The following is an 18,338-nucleotide window of genomic DNA, read 5'->3' as shown; positions in this document are numbered from 1 at the left end:
CCTCAGGATGAGGACCACACTTGCTGCGCGAGCGTTACCGCGTGAGTTGCTGGGCGTGCCGGTTGTCTGCGGTCGCCTCCGCTTCCGACCAGGATTGCGGTCTGACCTTGTCGCCGGCTGCGAACTTCTGGAAGCCTTCGACCACGACCTTGTCGCCGGCCTTCAGGCCTTCCGTGACGAACCAGAGGCCGTCCTGCACCGAGCCGGTGCGCACCGCCTGCACCGCGATGTGGTTGTCGTCCTTGACGACGAACACCTCGCTGCCGCCGCCGCCATTGCGCTGGACCGCCTGCTGCGGCACCGCGATCGCATCGGAATCGAGACCCTGGTCGATGCGGACGCGGACGTACATGCCCGGCAGCAGCTCGCGCTTGGGATTGGGGAACTCGCCGCGCAAGGTCACCTGCCCGGTGTGGGCGTCGACCTTCGCGTCGGAGAACAGCAGCTTGCCGTCGAGCGAATAGAGGGTGTTGTCGTCGAGCACCAGGCGCACCTTGGCGGCATCGGCGGCGATGCGCTCGAGGTCGCCGGTCTCGAAGGCACGGCGGAGCTGGTTGAGCTCGGTCACCGACTGGGTGAAGTCGGCATAGATCGGATCGAGCTGCTGGATGGTGGCGAGATTGGTCTCGTTCTGCACGGCAAGCGCGCCCTCGCTGACGAGGGCCGCACCGACCACGCCGTCGATCGGCGCGCGCACGGTGGCATAGTCGAGATTGAGCTTGGCCCGCGCGAGCTCGGCCTTGCGGCCCTCGACCTCGGCCTGGGCCTGGCGTTCGGCCGCAATCGCCTTCTCGTTCTCGGCTTCGGGGGCGGCGCGATCCCTGGTGAGGGCGGCGATACGATGCGCCTGCTGCTTGGCCTGCATCAAAGCCGCTTCCGACTTGGCCAGCGCGGCCTCGTTGGCCAGCACCTCGACCTCGAACGGGCGGGGATCGATGCGGTAGAGCGGATCGCCGGCCCTGACCTCGCTGCCCTGGCGGAACAGGCGCTCGACCACGATGCCGGACACGCGCGGCCGCACGTCGGAGACCCGCGTCGGAGCGATGCGGCCCGGCAGCTCGCGCACCACGGCGCGAGCCTGCGGCTTGACGATGACGACGCTGACGTCAGGGGCAGACGGCTGGGCGGCGGACACAGCGGAGCTGGATTCTTCGCAAGCACCCAACAGCGGCGCAAGGGCCGCGAGCATTATTGCAACGCATGCCGATCGCGCGAGAAGTCCAGACATGGAGTGGTATGCCCCGATATTGTTGAAACTGATCGTGCCCGCGCGAGGCCCGTTCTGGACTTTTTCACGCGCCTGATGCCGCCAAAATAGAACGCATCTGCTGCGATGCAACGCGCGGCGCGGGCGGCTCATTGTCACACAGCTTATGTTATTGAGATCAGAAGGGTTTTGCGGTGTCACTTGATTGTGAGTCGGGGTTCACCGGCGCGTGTGCGGCAGAACATCGCAATTACCCGGCGGCCTTCATCCGGTATTGGCTTACTCCCCATTCGGTTCCGTCGGCGTAACCAAACAGGCCCGAGGTCGCGAGCAGGAACCAGCGCCAGCGGCGCATCGCGAGAGCGGCCTCCTCGCCATAGATCCTCCGCAAGGTCGCCTCGATGGCCTCGCGATGCGCGTCGAAATTGGCGAGCCAGTCGTTGGCGGTGCGTTGGTAGTGCGTGCCGCTCCAGCACCATTCCTTCTCGATGGCAAAAATATCGTCGAACTGCCTGACGAGGTGATGGCTCGGCATCAGCACGCCCGTGTAGACGTATTGCGCGATCCAGTCGTCGCGGTGGGCCGGGTCGATCAGATGCGAGCCGGACCGGTGGGCGACGACGTGCATGAAGAACCGCCCCTCAGGCGCGAGCCATGACCGCGCGCGCGTCATCAGCTTGCGCCAGTTGCTCATCTGCTCGAACATCTCGACCGAGACGATGCGGTCGAACCGGCCCTCGGGCGCGAACACGTTCATGTCGGCCGCGACCACGCGCAGATTGAGCAATCCGCGCAGCCGCGCCTCCTCCTCGACGTAGGCGCGCTGCGCCTGCGAGGCCGCGACCGCCGTCACCCTGGCGTGCGGAAACTGCCGCGCCATCCACAGCGACAGCGAGCCCCAGCCGCAGCCGAGCTCCAGGATGGTCTGGCCGTCGGCCAGGCCGGCATGCTCGACGGTCTGGCGCAGCGCCTCCTCCTCGGCCTCCTGCAAGGTGGTCGCGTCGGTCCTGTAGAAGCAGGAGGAAAATTTGCGGTTGGGACCGAGCAATTCGGCGAAGAAGGCCGCAGGCACCTCGTCATGCCAGGCTGCCGCGCCCTCGGCGATCGGCCGCAGCATCATCCGCCCGGCGAAGGCGGCATCGTCGCCGGGGCCCAGCACCGACAGGCGCGTCGCCATGCGGGAGCACAGGCGCTGGATCGCGGCCCGGATCACCACGTCCGGCAGTGGCACGCGCTCGGCAGTCCCGATGATCGCGGAAACGACGCTCATGCGCTCCCCGAATGGCGAAGTTCTGCAGAGACCTGCTAATCAAAGCGCCGCTTCCGGTCCGGGTTCCCCGAACTGTCCCCGAAATCGGCGCATCCGGCGCTTTTTTTGGGCCGGCGCTGTGCCATAGTGCGCGCCGCAAGCAAGCTTTACGTAACGGATGATACCGGCATGCGGTCTGGCACTTCCCGATCCACCATGGACATCGAGTACACCAAACTGTCCTCGCCCAGCGTCTTCCTGGTGCGGATGCTGGTCTTCCTGGTGCTTTGCACGTTGGTGGGCGTGGTGCTCTACAAGCAGATCATCCAGGCCTTCTTCGCCAATCCCGGGCTCAACGCCCTGATCGGCGGGGTGCTGTTCATCGGCATCATCCTGGCCTTCCGCCAGGTGATCCGGCTCTATCCCGAGGTCTCCTGGGTCAACAATTTCCGCGTCGCCGATCCCGGCCTGGCGCCGGCCCGCCACCCCAAGCTGCTGGCGCCGATGGCGGCGATCCTCGGCGGGGAGCGCTCGGGGCGGATGACCATCACCCAGACCACGATGCGGCACCTGCTCGATTCGATCGCGACGCGCCTCGACGAGGCCCGCGACATCTCCCGCTACATGACCGGCCTCCTGGTCTTCCTCGGCCTGCTCGGCACCTTCTGGGGCCTGATCGAGACGGTCGGCTCGGTCGGCAAGGTGATCGACGGGCTCAAGGTCGGGGGCGATTCCGGCGCGCTGTTCGACACGCTGAAGGAGGGCCTCGCCGCCCCGCTCGGCGGCATGGGCATCTCGTTCTCCTCATCGCTGTTCGGCCTCGCCGGCTCGCTGATCCTCGGCTTCCTCGATCTGCAATCGAGCCAGGCGCAGAACCGCTTCTACACCGACCTCGAAGACTGGCTCGCCACCACCGTGCGCGAATACGGCAACGGCGAGGTGCCTGTCGCGTCCGGCGGCGGCCTCGCCAGCGGCGAGCTGCAGGCGGCGGTCGAGCGCTTGCGTTCCGTGCTCGAGGAAGGCAGCGCCGGCCGCAGCACCACGGCGGCGATGGCGAGCCTTGCCGAAGCGATCCAGGCGCTGGTCTCGCACATGCGGACCGAGCAGCAGATGATCCGCGAATGGGCCGACGGCCAGGGCGAGCAGAACCGCGAGATCCGCCGCCTGTTGGAGCGGATCGCGCGCCAGCCCGAGAAGAGTTAGCGAAAGGGCTGGATTTCGTGCCCCGGACGCAGCGCATCACGCAGTGATGCGCTGCTGAGCCGGGGCCCAGAGAAACGAGGAATGGGTCCCGGCTCTGCGCAGCAGCGTTGCACGCTGCAGCGCGTCCGGGACACGTGAGTGGAGACGGATAACATGGCTCTTGCCCGCGCCCGCCGCAGCGAAGGCGGCCTCAATTACTGGCCCGGCTTCGTCGACGCACTGTCGACGCTGGTGCTGTCGATCGTGTTCCTGCTGTCGGTGTTCCTGGTGGTGCAGTTCTTCCTGTCGCAGGAGGTCACCGGCAAGGACAAGGCGCTGGAGCAGCTCAATGCCAAGATCGCCCAGCTCAACGAGCTGCTGTCGCTGGAGAAGCTCGGCAAGCTCACGCTCGACGACCAGGTCTCGTCGCTGAAAGCCGGGCTCGCCTCGGCCGAGAGCGAGCGCGACCGCATCAAGGGCCTCTATGACGGCCTGGCGGCCGCCGGCAACGACGCGCAAGGCAAGACCGCCGAGCTCGGCAAGGCTTTGGACTCGGAGAAGGCGGTCTCGGCGCGGGCGCTGGCGCAGATCGAGGTGCTGAACCAGCAGATCAGCGCGCTGCGCCGGCAATTGGCGGCGCTGGAAGAGGCGCTCGACGCCTCCGAGAAGCGCGACAAGGAATCCCAGAACCGCATCGCCGATCTGGGCTCCCGCCTCAACGTCGCCCTGGCGCAGCGCGTGCAGGAATTGTCGCGCTACCGTTCGGAATTCTTCGGCCGGCTGCGCGCCATCCTCGGCAACCGGCCCGACATCCGCATCGTCGGCGACCGCTTCGTGTTCCAGTCCGAAGTGTTCTTCGACACGGGACAGGCGGTGCTGCTGCCCGAGGGCCGCGCCGAGCTCGACACCCTGGCAGCCGCGCTGATCGAGCTCGACAAGAAGATCCCGAGCGACATCCCCTGGGTGCTGCGCGTCGACGGCCATACTGACGTGCGGCCGGTGAGCGGCGCGAACTTCAAGTCGAACTGGGACCTGTCCGCGGCGCGGTCGATCTCGGTGGTGCAATATCTGGTCTCGCTCGGCGTGCCCGCCCAGCGCCTCGTCGCGGCCGGCTTCGGTGAATTCCAGCCGCTCGACACCGGCAACACGGAAGAGGCCTACAAGCGCAACCGCCGCATCGAGCTGAAGCTGACGGAGCGATAGTGAGCGCGCTCCACCTCCGCCCCTACGCGGCCTCCGACGAAGCCGCCGCGATCGAGCTCTGGCATCGCAGCTGGCAGCAGGCCTATCCGCAGATCGATTTCGCGGCCCGGCTGGCATGGTGGCGCGAGCGCTGGCTGAAGGACCTGGTGCCGAAGGCGTCGATCGTGGTCGCCGAACAGGACGGCGCCATCACCGGCTTCGTCACCATCGACGGCGAAGGCTATCTCGACCAGCTCGTGGTCGATCCCGCGCGTTGGGGCTCCGACGCCGCAAGGCTGCTGGTGGACGAGGCCAAGCGGCTGTCGCCATCGGGTATCACGCTGCTCGTCAACAAGGACAATGCCCGCGCCATCCGCTTCTACGAGCGCAACGGCTTTGCCCATGCCGGAGATGACGTGAACCCGACCTCGGGCCGGCCGGTGCTGAAGATGGTGTGGCGGGCGTGAGGCCCGTCACGCCGGGATCCCCGGACGTCCATTAATCGTTATCGCCAGAGTAGCGACGGCAACGGATGGAGACGATCGATGCAGCTGCGCGATCTCACCAAGGGTTCCACAGTCTTTCTCGGCGTCATCATCGCCGGCTATGTGTCGACGAGCTACGTCGACCAGCGCTTTGCGACGCAGCTCGATACGAACGATCCTGCGGTACCCGCCTGCGTTGGCGAGGACGGCAGCTGGAAAAACTGGCTGTGGCCGAACGTGCCGGCGCTCTCGCCGAAGTGCGAATGACATTCGTATGCGAAGCTTCCGCCAAAATCTCGACTGTCATTCCCTGCGAAGGCGGGGATTCCAGTACGCCGCGGCTTCTCGATTGCTCACGACTGTCTCGGCGTACTGGATCGCCCGCCTTCGCGGGCGATGACGCCGTCGTTGTGGTGACAATCGAAGCCCTCTCACGCCCCCTCGAACTGCAGCCGCGCCAGCCGCGCATAGAGCCCGTTCGCCGCTACCAGCTCGGAATGCGTGCCCTGCTCGACGATCCGGCCCTGATCCATCACCAGGATGCGGTCGCAGGACAGCACGGTCGCGAGGCGATGGGCGATGACGAGCGTGGTGCGGTGGCGCATCAATTCTTCCAGCGCGGTCTGCACCAGCGTCTCGCTTTCGGCATCGAGCGCGGAGGTGGCTTCGTCCAGCAGCAACAGCGGCGCATCACGCAGGATGGCGCGCGCGATCGCGATGCGCTGGCGCTGGCCGCCGGAGAGCGTCACGCCGCGCTCGCCGAGCGCGGTCTCGAAACCTTCGGGCAGGCGGCGGATGAACTCGGCGGCATGGGCGAGCTCGGCGGCGCGCTCGACCTCGGCATCGCTCGCATCGGGCCGGCCGAAGCGGATGTTCTCGCGGGCGCTGGCGGCGAACACCACGGATTCCTGCGGCACCAGCGCGATGCGCGCGCGGAAATCGCCGGGGTCGGCGGACTTGACCGGCACGCCGTCGAGCGAGATCGTCCCGCTGCGCGGATCGTAGAAGCGCAGCAGCAGATGGAAGATGGTGCTCTTGCCGGCGCCGGAGGGACCGACGATCGCGACCTTCTCGCCGGGGCGCACGGTGAACGACACCGCGTCGAGCACCTTGACGTCGGACCGCGCCGGATAGGCGAAGCTGACCCGATCGAAGCCGACCTCGCCGCGCGCCGGCACCGGCAGCGCAAGCGGCGTCGCAGGCGCGGTGATCTCGGGCTGGACGTGGAGGATCTCGAACAGCCGCTCGGCCGCGCCCGATGCTGCCGAGACCTCGCCCCAGACCTCGCTGAGCTGGCCGAGGCCGGCTGCGGCGAACACCGCATACAGCACGAACTGACCGAGCCGGCCCGGCGTGATCGCGCCTGACAGCACATCATGCGAGCCGATCCAGAGGATGGCGACCACGCTCGCGAACACGATGAAGATGATGATCGCCGTCAGCACGGCGCGGGCCTGGGTCGAGGTGCGCGCGGCTTCATAGGCCTGCTCGACCTCGCCGCCGAAACGCTTCTCGGCGAAGCCCTCGCTGGTATAGGCCTGCACGGTGCGGATCGCGCCGACCAATTCGCCGGCATAGGCGGAGGCGTCGGCGAGCGTGTCCTGCGCATTGCGCGACAGGCGCCGCACCCAACGCCCGAACGCGACCAGCGGCAGCACGATCAGGGGAATGGCGAGCAGCACGAAGCCGGAGAGTTTCGGGCTCGTGATCACCATCATCGCCGTTGCGCCGAGGAACATCATCATGTTGCGCAGCGCGATCGAGACGGAGGCGCCGACGGCCGATTTCAGCTGGGTGGTGTCGGCGGTGAGGCGCGAGATCAATTCGCCGCTGCGCGCGGAATCGAAGAAGGCCGGGGAGAGCGACAATAGATGGGCGAAGACGTCGCGCCGGAGATCGGCGACGATGCGTTCGCCGATGCTCATCACGAGGTAGTAGCGCGCGGCGCTGGCGATCGCGAGCACGGCGACGACTGCGAGCATCACCGAGAAATAGCTGTTGATCAGCTCGATGCCTTCGGGCGTCAGGCCGAAATCGATCATCCTGCGCACCGCGACCGGCACCAGCAGCGTGGTCAGCGCTGCGATCGTCAGCGCGACGAAGGCCAGCGCCGCCCGACCGCGATAGCGGATCACATAGGGCGCGAGCGCGAGCAGCGGCCGCAGCTTGGCGCGGCCCTTGGCCGGCGCTTCGATCAGCTCGGCCTCGATCGAGGGTGTGTCCGCGGCGTTCATTCCGGGCTGATCGACATATTGGTCATCAAGCCGTTCCACTGCGCTCATGAGATCCGACCCATTGCATTCGTTTGCTCCCAATAGGCCGGTGCAAGAGTAGTGGCAAATCCGGGATGTCCCTTAGGGGCAAACCCGGTTCACCGCGGCAGCATGGCTTGTTTTGCAGGGTTTCGTGAGGTATAGAGCCGCCCAAATCCGTCATTCGCGACCACCCAAGAAGGCGCCGAAGCGCCGAGGAATTGCCATGAAAGCCGAAATTCACCCGAACTATCATACGATTAAGGTCGTCATGACCGACGGAACCGAGTACCTGACCCGCTCCACCTGGGGCAAGGAAGGCGACACGCTGAACCTCGACATCGACCCGAAGTCGCACCCGGCCTGGACCGGCGGCAACGCCCAGATCATGGACCGCGGCGGCCGCGTCTCGCGCTTCCAGAAGAAGTTTTCGGGCTTCCTCAAGAAGGATTGAGCCGGCCGCAAGGCTGGAGACGAAAACGCCCCGGCAGAACCGGGGGCGTTTTGTTTTGGGGCTACCGTCATTGCGAGGAGCGCTTGCGACGAAGCAATCCAGACTGCCTCTGCGGAGAGATTTCTGGATTGCTTCGCTTCGCTCGCAATGACGGCAATAGTCCCTACCGCTCGAACGCGGCCTTCAGCGCGTTGAGGTGCGGCACCAGGGGGTTGCCGATCGCGATCTGCTCGGCCGGCGGGGTGTGGATCGTGCTGTCGAGGCGGCGAACGCGGGTCTGCAGGCTCATCGAGCGATGGATCAGGTCCTGAAGCTGCGCGGGCAGCTTCTCGATGGTGTCGGCCGGGCCGGGATCGGCGGCGGTGAGCTTGACCTTGGTCTTCTCGCGGTTGGCCTGGCTCAGCGTCATCTCGCCTTCCTTCACGGCGCGGTGCAGCAGCAGCCAGGAGGCGAGCTGCATCAGGCGCGTGGTGAGACGCATGCTCTCGGTCGCATAGGTCAGGCTGACGGCGCGGTCGAGCGCCTTGGCCTCGACGCGCCCGGCGCCGTCGAGATAGGCGGCGGTCTCCTCGACGAGGTCCATGCCCTCACGGAACAAATTGCCGAACGCCGCCGAATTGGTGAATCGCTCGCTGAGCTGAACGAGAGCGCCGTCGGCCTGCAAACGTTCCATGGTTAACGCCTCTTACGCAACTGTTTGACTGCCCGGCTTTGGCGCCGGCTTATGATGAACAAATCATTGCGCGGGCGAGACGCGGAGTCCAGTGACAAGCGCGGATATGGTTTCCGGGGGTCAATCCTGGCGAACTTAACCGGGAATGGACGCAAAAAAGAGCCGCCGGAAGACCGGCGGCTTTGAAAGTTGATAACAGGGAGGCGTCAAACAGAGTGGACAGGAGCCACTCGGTGTCCAAACGAGGACAGTTCCAGTCATAAACCCGAAAGCTTAATCCGAAGTAAACGAGCTAATTTTTTGAGATTTCGTTAGCCATGTCGGCCAGTGGCCGAATGTAGTGCGGAACAACGCTCTTCATCATTCCGGAGCGCGACGAAGTCGCGAGCTACGATGCGCAATTGCGCATCTGAGAATCCATAACCCCAGGACGATGGAGTGGCCCGCCTGCCAGTTTCAACGGCTGGTGGTTATGGATACCGGGCTCGGCGCTCCGCGCCGTCCCGGAATGACAAGGCGAGATGGCTTTGGAGAGGCATGGGTCCTGGCTCTGCGGAGCGTCACTGCGTGTCGCACCGCGTCCGGGACACGAGCGTCGTGAATTCCTACGACTTGAAAATACTGTTGGCCGCATCGCGCGAGGCGCGCTTCCTGGTGGCGGCTTCTTCCAGCCTTGCGATCTCGGTCTTGAGCAGCGCGACGCGCTCGGTCAGTTCCTCCACCGACAAGAGCGAGAGGTCCTGTCCAATCTCATGGCTGATCTTCTTGCGCGGGCGGTCGTCGTCTTCCACCGGCATCGTCGTTCCTCCTCTCGTCCGCGCACCGGACCACACGGCCCAAGGCGGTTGCCAGCCTGCACCGCGCTGGCTAAGCAAGGGCTTCGTTTCCTCCCGCACCTTTGCTCAAGGACACATCATGGACAAGCTGCCCGCGCAAATGACCGTGGTCGCCATTTCCAAGCCCGGCGGACCGGAGGTGCTGGTGCCGGAACAACGCAGCGTTCCGCAGCCTGGTCCCGACGAGATCCTGGTCAAGGTCGAAGCTGCCGGCGTCAACCGGCCGGACGTCGCGCAGCGCTCCGGAGCCTATCCGCCGCCGCCGGGCGCCAGCGACCTGCCGGGCCTGGAGATTGCGGGCGAGGTGGTTGCGGTCGGCAGCAACGCCAAGCGGCACAAGGTCGGCGACAAGGTGATGTCGCTGGTCGCCGGCGGCGGCTATGCGCAGTACTGCATCGCGCAGGATGCCCAGGCGATGAGCGTGCCGCCGGCGCTGTCGATCAAGGAGGCCGGCGCGCTGCCGGAAACCCTGATGACGGTCTGGCACAATGTGTTCGAACGCGGCGTCCTCAAGGCCGGCGAAACGCTACTGATCCATGGCGGCTCATCCGGCATCGGCACCATGGCGATCCAGCTCGCGAAAGCCTTCGGCGCAAAAGTGTTCGTCACCGTGGGATCGCAGGACAAGATCGACGCCTGCCTCAAGCTGGGGGCCGACCGCGCCATCAACTACAAGAGCGAAGACTTCGTCGCCGTGGTCAAGGCTGAGACCAACAATGTCGGCGTCAACCTGATCCTCGACATGGTCGCCGGCGAGTATGTCGATCGCAATTATGATGCCGCCGCGGTCGACGGCCGCATCGTCCAGATCGCGACCCTCAACGGCCCCAAGGTCAGCGTCAACATCGCCAAGGTGATGGTCAAGCGCCTGACCCATACCGGCTCGACCTTGCGCCCCCGTAGTAATGCGGACAAGGCGGCCATGGTGGCCGCGATCGAGCAGAAAGTGATGCCGCTCTTGCGCGAAGGCCGCATCAAGCCGGTGATGGACAGCACTTTCCCGCTGGAAAAGGCGGCTGACGCGCACCGGCGCATGGAAACCAGCGCACATATTGGCAAAATTGTGTTGGAGGCCTAGGCCGCTGGCCCACAGGGCAAACCGGAAACCCTTTGATTTTCCTCGCTTTCGTGGCATCTATCGCGACGCACCGAACCACATCGGTCCGGTCTGACATCGCCTTCTAAATTCGCCTTGCACTGACGAGTTTGCGTCGAACGCGGAGAACTGACCTTGCGTCTGATCAGGTGCCTCGCGCCCATCGCGCTGGGCCTCATGATTCTCGTCGCCGCGTATCCCGCGCGCGCGCTCGACGCCGTCAGCGTCCGTAGCGACGCGCCCGCGATCGACCTCACCAGCGTGCTCGAGCATCAGCGCAGCGATGCCGATCGCATCCAGGTCTCCACCGCGCCCGGCACCGACGGCATCGTCCGCCGCATCGAGGTGCGCGCTCGCGAAGGCGGCCAGAACTGGGTGGTGTTCGCGCTCGCCAACAACACCGACGACCAGCTCGACCGCCTGATCGTCGCGCCGCATTACCGCATCGTCTCCTCGGGACTGCTCTGGCCCGATCTCGGCCTGTCGCGCATCGCCACCATCACGCCCTCGATCGGCGACCGGCCGGAACGGCAGGAGAGCGCCACCGCCGACGTGTTCCGCATCACGCTCGACCCCGGCGCCGTCGTCACCTTCGTCGCCGAGCTGCGCACCGACAAGCTGCCGCAGCTCTATCTGTGGGAGCCGGAAGCCTACAAGGACAAGGTCAACTCCTTCACGCTGTACCAGGGCATCGTGATCGGCATCTCCGGCCTGCTGGCGCTGGTGCTGACCATCCTGTTCGTGGTGAAGGGCAGCATCATGTTCCCGGCCGCAGCCGCGCTGGCCTGGGCGGTGCTGGTCTATATCGGCGTCGATTTCGGCTTCTGGGGCAAGGTGCTCGACATGTCGAACAACGCCGAGCGCATCTGGCGCGCGGCGGGCGAAGCGATCCTGGCGGCGACGCTGCTGGTGTTCCTGTTCGCCTATCTCAATCTCAGCCGCTGGCATGTGCGCTATTCGCACATCACGGTCGGTTGGCTTGCCTTCCTCGGCTCACTGGTGGCGCTCGCGCTGTTCGATCCGGCGGTGGCCTCCGGCATCGCCCGCATCTCGCTGGTGCTGATCGCCTTCGCCGGCTTTGCGCTGATCGTCTATCTCTCCACCCACGGCTTCGACCGCGCCGTGCTGCTGATCCCGACCTGGTTCCTCCTGGTGGTCTGGGTGGTCGCGGCCGGCATGACGGTGGCCGGCTCCGTCACCAACGACATCGTCGGCCCGGCCCTGCTCGGCGGTCTCGTGCTGATCGTGATGCTGATCGGCTTCACGGTGATGCAGCACGCCTTTGCCGGCGGCGGCGCCTCGACCGGCGTCGTCTCCGACATCGAGCGTCGCGCGCTGGCGCTGGCCGGCTCGGGCGACCTGATCTGGGATTGGGACGTTTCCGCCGACAAGGTGTTCACCAGCCCCGAGACCGAAGCCCTGCTCGGGCTGAAGCGCGGCACGCTGGAAGGCCCGGCTGCCTCCTGGCTCGAGGTGCTGCATCCACTCGACCAGGACCGTTTCCGCGCCGCGCTTGACAGCGTGCTCGACCAGCGCCGCGGCCGCCTGGTGCAGGATTTCCGCCTGCGCACCCCGGACGGCCATTTCATGTGGTTCGCGCTGAAAGCGCGCCCGGTGGTCGGCTCGGACGGCGAGGTCTCGCGCGTGGTCGGCACGCTGACCGACGTCACCGAGCTGCGCAACGCCGAGGAGCGCCTGCTGCACGATTCCGTGCATGACAATCTCACCGGCCTGCCCAACCGCAAGCTGTTCATGGACCGGCTGGGTGCGGTCGCGCATTTCGCCAAGACCATGCCGACGCTGCGGCCGACGCTGATGGTGATCGACCTCGACCGCTTCAAGCAGGTCAACGATTCCGTCGGGATTGCGGTCGGCGATTCGATCCTGCTCACCCTCGCCCGCCGGCTCACCCGCATCCTGAAGCCGCAGGACACGCTGGCCCGGATGGCCGGCGACCAGTTCGGCCTGATCCTGCTCTCGGAGCAGGACCCGGCCCGCATCACCGCCTTCGCCGAGACCATCCGCAAGACCATCCGCGCGCCGATCGCCTTCAACGATCGCGAGATCTTCCTCACGGCCTCGATCGGCCTCGCGCTGTCCGATCCGCAAACCCAGCTCACGGACGAGATCATCAAGGACGCCGAGCTGGCGATGTACCACTCCAAGCGCATCGGCGGCGACCGCATCGACGTCTACAAGCCGGCGATGCGCGCGCGGAAGACCGATCGCCTGACCTTGGAGAGCGAATTGCGCCGCGCCATCGAGCGCCACGAGATCACGATCCTGTACCAGCCGATCGTGCGGCTGGAGGATCGCTCCGTCGCCGGCTTCGAGGCGCTGGCGCGCTGGGATCATCCGAAGCTCGGACGCATGGCGCCCTCGGAGTTCATCACGATTGCGGAAGAGACCGGCCTGATCGTCGACCTCGGCATGTTCGTGCTCGACCAGACCGCCAAGCAGCTTTCGGTGTGGCAGCGCGCGATGCGTTCGCGCGAGCCGATCTTCGCCTCCGTCAACGTCTCGTCGCGGCAGCTGCTGCGCCATGACCTCATCCACGACATCCGCACCGTGCTGTCGCGCTCCTCGGTGGCCCGCGGCACGCTCAAGCTCGAGCTGACGGAATCGCTGGTGATGGAGAATCCGGAGCACGCCGCGCAGATGCTGACCCGGATCCGCGAGCTCGGCACCGGGCTGTCGCTCGACGATTTCGGCACCGGCCATTCCTCGCTGGCCTATCTGCAGCGCTTCCCGTTCGACACCATCAAGATCGACCAGTCGTTCGTGCGCACCACCAGCCGCGGCACCCGCCCCGTGATCCTGAAGTCGATCATCGCGCTCGCGCACGATCTCGGCATGGACGTCGTCGCCGAGGGCGCCGAAACGGATTCGGACGCCGTCGAGCTCTACCAGATGGGCTGCGAATACGCGCAAGGCTTTGCCTTCGGCGAGCCGATGGATGCCGACGCGGCGATGCGGCTGCTGACGGAAGTCCGGCTCGAAGCGGCGAGCTAGGCTCTCTTACCCTCCCCTGGAGGGTGGGCAGCGTCGCCAGCCGCGCTACCGCCGCCTGTCGTTCTTCCGCCTTGTAAACCGCACGCTCTGGCCGTCCGGCATGCGCGTCGCCACGAAGCCGGCGGCGAGACAGGCTTCGCGTTGCGGCATCTGGATGTCGGGGCTGCGCAGGCTGTCCCACCACGAGGCACGCTGGGCCGCGCGCGGCAGCGCCGCGCCGATGATCTCCTCGATCTGATCGAAGCTCAGCACGAGCTCCTCCTGCTTCTGCCGCAGCAGATAATCGCGCAACGCGTCGTAGTCGTTCACACTCGTCCTCTCGTCAGGGGCGAAGGGTCAGGCTGCTCGAAACCGTCAGCCGCATAAACCGATTCTTAACTCATTGCGGCAGCGCCGTCGCGGCTTAAACACTACTCAAGCTTTCGGGCGCATCCACTATGGACAGGAGCGAACAATGTTCTCTGGATGGCGCGACGCTGCGGCCCGTCGGCCGTGGCGGATCTCGGCGAAGCTGCTGATCATCTCGTCCGTGGTGACGGTGATCGGCTTTTCCGCCATTTGCGTCAACGTCATGCTCGACATGCGCCGCGGCGAGGAGGCGCTCGCCCGCCAGACGCTCGAGAACCTCGCGACCACGATCGAGTCCGACGTCAGCCGCAACGTCGAGATCTACGATCTGTCGCTGAAGGCGGTCGCCAGCAACATGCTGCTGCCGGAGCTGGCGACGGTCTCCAAGTCGATCCGTCACCTGATCCTGTTCGACCACGCCACCACTGCCAGGCATTTCGGCGCCGTCCAGGTGTTCGACGCCGAAGGCCGGCTGACCATCGATGCCTCCACGCTCGATCCGCTGCCGGAAGACCGCAGCGAGGAAGAGTATTTCAGGGTTCACCGCGACAATCCCGACGCGGGGCTGTACATCAGCCGTCCGATGCTGTTTCGCGGCGCCTACTCGATCGTGCTGAGCCGGCGCATCAGCGACGCGGACGGCGGCTTCATGGGCGTCGTCGCCGGCTCGATCCGCTTCAGCTATTTCCACGAATTCTTCGACCGGCTCAACCTCGACCCCGCCGACACCATCACCGTGCTCAAGCGCGACCGCACCATCATCATGCGGCGGCCGTTCGATCTCGACGTCATCGGCACGAACCTGAACGACCGCCAGAACTGGAAGGCCGACAATCTCAGGGTCGGGGCCTCCTATTCGGGGCAGGGCCCGGTCGATTCGACGCCGCGACTCTATGTCCGCAGCAAGAACAATGGTCCGTTGTTCGTGGTTGCCGGCAAGCCTTTGGCCGCGGTGTTCGCGCTCTGGCAGAAGGAGGCGCTGCGCATGGGCGCCGTGGTGCTGGCACTCATCCTGTTCGTGCTGGGATCGACGCTCGTGCTCGCGCGCGAGATCGGCCGGCGCGCCGAGGCCGAGCGCAAGCTCGAGGAGATGGCGACGACGGATGCGCTCACCGGGCTGAAGAACCGCCGCAAGTTCGATTCCGTCATCGACGTCGAATGGCGCCGCGCGATGCGCCAGAAGGCGCCGATCGCGCTGCTCATGATCGATGCCGATCACTTCAAGGCCTACAACGACACGTTCGGCCACCAGGCCGGCGACCAGGTGCTGGTCGGCATCGCCATCTGCATTTCCGATTCGGTGAGCCGCGCCGGCGATTGCGCGGCGCGCTATGGCGGCGAGGAATTCGCGGTGCTGCTGCCGAACACCTCGGCCGCCGACGCCTTCAAGGTGGCGGAGATGATCCGCCTCAAGGTGCAGGGCTGGTCCGACGATCAGGCGATGTCGACGGTGTCCTGCGGCATCGCCAGCCTCGTCCCCGCCGCCGGCATGGACTGGCCGCTGCTGGTTGCCGCCGCCGACAAGGCGCTCTATGCCGCCAAGGCCGGTGGGCGCAATCAGTCGGTGGTGGCCAGCCTGCCGCCGCTGTCGCTGGTGGCGTGAGGCGCTCTTTCGCCGTCGTCATTGCGAGGAGCTCTTGCGACGAAGCAATCCAGACTTTCTCCGCGGAAAGATTCTGGGTTGCTTCGCGGAGCCTGTCATCGGGCCGCGCTTCGCGCGGACCCGTTGGCTCGCAATGACGGCGGGAGCTACTGCCCCAGATACTTCTTCATCTCCGCGATCAGCCCATCGCGCAGTTCGGGGCGCTTCAAGCCGTATGCGATGTTGGCGCGCAGGAAGCCGGGCTTGGAGCCGCAATCATGGCGCTCGCCTTCGAACTCGACGCCGTAGAATTTCTGCGTCTTGGCAAGCCCGATCATGGCGTCGGTGAGCTGGATCTCGCCACCGGCGCCGCGCTCCTGAGTCTCCAGGATCTTGAATATCTCGGGCTGCAGGATGTAGCGGCCGGTGATCGAGAGGTTGGAGGGCGCGGTGCCCTTGGCCGGCTTCTCGACCATGCCGTCGACCTCGAACATCTTGCCGGTGCGCTTGCCGACGCCGCAGATGCCGTATTGATGGGTGAGATGATCAGGCACCGCCTCGACCGCGACCAGGTTGGATTTCTCGCCGACCGAGGAAGCCGCTTCGATCATCTGCTTCAGGCAGCCGGGCGTATTGAGCACGAGCTCGTCCGGCAGCACCACCGCGAACGGCTCGTTGCCGACGATGTCGCGCGCGCACCAGACCGCGTGACCGAGGCCGAGCGGCGCCTGCTGGCGGGTGAAGCTGACCGCACCGGCTTCGGGCTGGTTCTGCGCCAGGACGTCCTGCTCGGCCTTCTTGCCGCGCGCGGCCAGCGTGGCGTCGAGCTCGTACATCCGGTCGAAATGGTCTTCGATGACACTCTTGTTACGGCCGGTGACGAAGATGAAGTGCTCGATCCCGGCCTCCCGCGCCTCGTCATAGACGTACTGGATCAGCGGCTTGTCGACGATGGTCAGCATTTCCTTCGGCATCGCCTTGGTGGCAGGCAGGACACGGGTGCCGAGACCGGCGACGGGGAATACGGCTTTGCGAATCTTCATGGGACCGATCGAATACCTTGGGGCACTTGGACGGGAGCAATGGCATTCTTGCTAGCCTGTTTGCAGCCGCCAACAAAGGCGGATGTGGGGCCTTGCCCCGACGGAGATGAGAAAAAGGCCGTCACCAAAATTTCACCTTTGTTAAGCTATTGGCAACGCTGACCAGGCCTCCTGTGGCGGGTTTCAGGCCGACGGGTGGAATATGATGCAATCAATTGCAGGACTGGCGAGACGGGCTGGCGGAACAGTCGTTGCGGCCGCTTTGCTGCTGCCGGCTGGCGCGCACGCCCAGGCGCAGAACGGCCTGTCCAACCTGTTCGGCGGCATCTTCTCGGGATCGAACCCGGCACCCGCGCAGCCCTCGCCTGGCCCGAGCGGCGCGCCGGCGGGCGCTTTGCCATGGAGCGGCGAGGACGGCGCCTCCGGCCATCCCTTGATGACGGCTGCCGCGATCCGCGAGGCTGCCGGCAACTTCAACAATTGCGTTGCTGCGATGTGGCCCGATGCCGCACGGCGCGGCGTCACGCAGGAAAACTTCCAGCGCTTCACCGCCGGGCTCTCGCCCGACCTGCGCATCATGGACCTGATGGATTCGCAGCCGGAATTCACCAAGTCGATCTGGGACTATCTCGACATCCTGGTGAACGACAACCGCCTCGCCAAGGGCCGCGAGGTCCTCGCCAAATACAAGGCGCAGTTCGACGCGACCGAGAAGGCCACAGGCGTCGACCGTTACATCATCGCCTCGATCTGGGGCATCGAGTCCAATTACTCGACGCAGATGGGCGACCGCAGCGTGCTGCAATCGACCGCGACGCTCGCCTGCATCGGCCGCCGCCAGGCCTATTTCAAGGACGAGTTCCTCTCCGCGCTGGAGATTCTCAACCGCGGCGATCTCAGGCCGGAGCAGCTGCGCGGCTCCTGGGCCGGCGCGTTCGGCCCGACCCAGTTCATGCCGACCGCGTTCAAGCGCTTCGCGGTGGACGGCGACGGCGACGGCCGGCGCGACGTCGTCGACAATCCGACCGATTTGATTGCCTCGACCGCCAACAACCTGAAGAAGGACGGCTGGCAGCCCGGCCAGACCTGGGGCTTTGAGGTCGTGGTGCCGCAGGGCTTCAACTACATGCTGGCCGACCGCGCCAAGGCGATGCCGATCGCGCAATGGGAGAAGCTCGGGCTCAAGCGTCCGACGGGCCAGCCTTTCCCGCACCCGGCAGACAAGGCCTACCTGCTCGCACCGGCCGGCGCCCAGGGACCCGGCTTCCTGATGCTGCAGAATTACCGCGTCATCATGAAGTACAATCCGGCTGAGGCCTATGCGCTGGCGATCGGCCATTTCGCCGACCGCCTGCGCGGGGGACAGCCCTTCGTGCAGCCTTGGCCGCGACAGGAGCGCGAGCTGTCGCGCACCGAGCGGCTGGAGCTGCAGCAGCTGCTGGCCCAGCGCGGCTTCTACAAGGGCACCCCGGACGGCCAGTTCGGGGGCCAGACCAGGGAAGCCCTGCGCAACTTCCAGGCCTCGATCGGGGCCCCCGCCGACGGTTTTGCCAACTCGGACGTGCTGGACCGGCTACGCGGGCGGTAAAATCGTGCCTGAAGTAACCTTGAAGGGGGATTTTGGCCGATAGCCTTGACCGGGACCGGTGTTCCCCGATCTATGGACAAGAATCTGCGATGGAATTTGCCCGTTTGGCGCCTGATTCCGTTATTATATCGAGCTAGCTCCATCCCCCT

Annotated in this window: 16 protein-coding genes; 9 read left to right on the top strand and 7 right to left on the bottom strand. The window is 65.8% G+C overall.

Annotation, left to right across the window (positions count from 1 at the left end; all coding sequences use genetic code 11):
- Positions 1-34: 34 nt before the first annotated feature.
- Together BDOA9_RS11160 and BDOA9_RS11155 are read right to left on the bottom strand one after the other, a co-directional pair.
- Complete coding sequence (locus BDOA9_RS11160; RefSeq protein ID WP_152033223.1) at positions 35-1,228, bottom strand: efflux RND transporter periplasmic adaptor subunit; 1,194 nt, start codon at positions 1,226-1,228, stop codon at positions 35-37.
- Between the two features lie 229 nt (positions 1,229-1,457).
- On the bottom strand, positions 1,458-2,477 hold the full coding sequence (locus BDOA9_RS11155; RefSeq protein ID WP_025034022.1) for an SAM-dependent methyltransferase: 1,020 nt from the start codon (positions 2,475-2,477) through the stop codon (positions 1,458-1,460).
- 168 nt (positions 2,478-2,645) lie between these two features.
- On the opposite strand from BDOA9_RS11155, the gene BDOA9_RS11150 reads away from it, so the two are divergent.
- From BDOA9_RS11150 to BDOA9_RS11135, 4 genes are all read left to right on the top strand, one after another.
- Positions 2,646-3,659 carry a hypothetical protein gene (locus tag BDOA9_RS11150; RefSeq protein ID WP_025034021.1) on the top strand — a complete coding sequence of 338 codons (1,014 nt, stop codon included), beginning with the start codon at positions 2,646-2,648 and terminating at the stop codon, positions 3,657-3,659.
- Positions 3,660-3,812: 153 nt separating this feature from the next.
- Positions 3,813-4,841 carry a peptidoglycan -binding protein gene (locus BDOA9_RS11145; protein ID WP_025034020.1) on the top strand — a complete coding sequence of 343 codons (1,029 nt, stop codon included), beginning with the start codon at positions 3,813-3,815 and terminating at the stop codon, positions 4,839-4,841.
- Positions 4,841-5,287 (top strand): GNAT family N-acetyltransferase, encoded by a 447-nt coding sequence (locus BDOA9_RS11140; RefSeq protein WP_025034019.1) that lies wholly within the window; start codon positions 4,841-4,843, stop codon positions 5,285-5,287. The genes BDOA9_RS11145 and BDOA9_RS11140 overlap by 1 nt, the downstream gene beginning before the upstream one ends.
- A gap of 78 nt (positions 5,288-5,365) precedes the next feature.
- The gene (locus BDOA9_RS11135; RefSeq protein WP_025034018.1) at positions 5,366-5,572 is read left to right on the top strand and encodes a hypothetical protein; all 207 of its coding nucleotides are present in this window, start codon (positions 5,366-5,368) and stop codon (positions 5,570-5,572) included.
- A 164-nt stretch (positions 5,573-5,736) separates the two neighbouring features.
- On the opposite strand, the gene BDOA9_RS11130 is transcribed toward BDOA9_RS11135, so the two are convergent.
- Positions 5,737-7,587 carry an ABC transporter ATP-binding protein/permease gene (locus BDOA9_RS11130; RefSeq protein WP_025034017.1) on the bottom strand — a complete coding sequence of 617 codons (1,851 nt, stop codon included), beginning with the start codon at positions 7,585-7,587 and terminating at the stop codon, positions 5,737-5,739.
- A 196-nt stretch (positions 7,588-7,783) separates the two neighbouring features.
- Here BDOA9_RS11130 and rpmE point away from each other — a divergent pair, with 196 nt between their 5' ends.
- Positions 7,784-8,011: a 50S ribosomal protein L31 gene (gene rpmE, locus BDOA9_RS11125; protein ID WP_025034016.1), complete on the top strand. Its 228-nt coding sequence runs from the start codon at positions 7,784-7,786 to the stop codon at positions 8,009-8,011.
- A 163-nt stretch (positions 8,012-8,174) separates the two neighbouring features.
- Here the strand turns inward: rpmE and rcdA are convergent, their stop codons facing one another.
- Both rcdA and BDOA9_RS11115 read right to left on the bottom strand, forming a co-directional pair.
- Positions 8,175-8,684, bottom strand: a complete 510-nt coding sequence (gene rcdA, locus BDOA9_RS11120; RefSeq protein ID WP_025034015.1) for a protease adaptor protein RcdA — start codon at positions 8,682-8,684, stop codon at positions 8,175-8,177.
- 605 nt (positions 8,685-9,289) lie between these two features.
- Entirely contained in the window at positions 9,290-9,481 is a 192-nt protein-coding gene (locus tag BDOA9_RS11115) for a DUF1192 domain-containing protein (RefSeq protein WP_025034014.1), read from the bottom strand.
- A gap of 118 nt (positions 9,482-9,599) precedes the next feature.
- On the opposite strand from BDOA9_RS11115, the gene BDOA9_RS11110 reads away from it, so the two are divergent.
- Positions 9,600-10,598 carry an NAD(P)H-quinone oxidoreductase gene (locus BDOA9_RS11110; protein WP_025034013.1) on the top strand — a complete coding sequence of 333 codons (999 nt, stop codon included), beginning with the start codon at positions 9,600-9,602 and terminating at the stop codon, positions 10,596-10,598.
- Positions 10,599-10,751: 153 nt separating this feature from the next.
- Positions 10,752-13,628 (top strand): EAL domain-containing protein, encoded by a 2,877-nt coding sequence (locus tag BDOA9_RS11105; RefSeq protein WP_025034012.1) that lies wholly within the window; start codon positions 10,752-10,754, stop codon positions 13,626-13,628.
- A 45-nt stretch (positions 13,629-13,673) separates the two neighbouring features.
- On the opposite strand, the gene BDOA9_RS11100 is transcribed toward BDOA9_RS11105, so the two are convergent.
- On the bottom strand, positions 13,674-13,937 hold the full coding sequence (locus BDOA9_RS11100; protein ID WP_025034011.1) for a DUF7662 domain-containing protein: 264 nt from the start codon (positions 13,935-13,937) through the stop codon (positions 13,674-13,676).
- 145 nt (positions 13,938-14,082) lie between these two features.
- On the opposite strand from BDOA9_RS11100, the gene BDOA9_RS11095 reads away from it, so the two are divergent.
- Positions 14,083-15,579 carry a sensor domain-containing diguanylate cyclase gene (locus tag BDOA9_RS11095; RefSeq protein ID WP_025034010.1) on the top strand — a complete coding sequence of 499 codons (1,497 nt, stop codon included), beginning with the start codon at positions 14,083-14,085 and terminating at the stop codon, positions 15,577-15,579.
- Between the two features lie 146 nt (positions 15,580-15,725).
- On the opposite strand, the gene BDOA9_RS11090 is transcribed toward BDOA9_RS11095, so the two are convergent.
- Entirely contained in the window at positions 15,726-16,601 is an 876-nt protein-coding gene (locus BDOA9_RS11090; protein ID WP_025034009.1) for a UTP--glucose-1-phosphate uridylyltransferase, read from the bottom strand.
- 202 nt (positions 16,602-16,803) lie between these two features.
- On the opposite strand from BDOA9_RS11090, the gene BDOA9_RS11085 reads away from it, so the two are divergent.
- A complete protein-coding gene (locus BDOA9_RS11085) occupies positions 16,804-18,189 on the top strand; it encodes a lytic murein transglycosylase (RefSeq protein ID WP_192859557.1) in 1,386 nt (461 codons plus the stop codon).
- Positions 18,190-18,338 lie beyond the last annotated feature (149 nt).

The sequence above is a fragment of the Bradyrhizobium sp. DOA9 genome, from assembly GCF_000617845.2.
GTDB lineage: Bacteria > Pseudomonadota > Alphaproteobacteria > Rhizobiales > Xanthobacteraceae > Bradyrhizobium.
The sequence above is the reverse complement of the archived record's forward strand: the minus strand, read 5'-3'. Positions and strand labels throughout refer to the sequence as shown.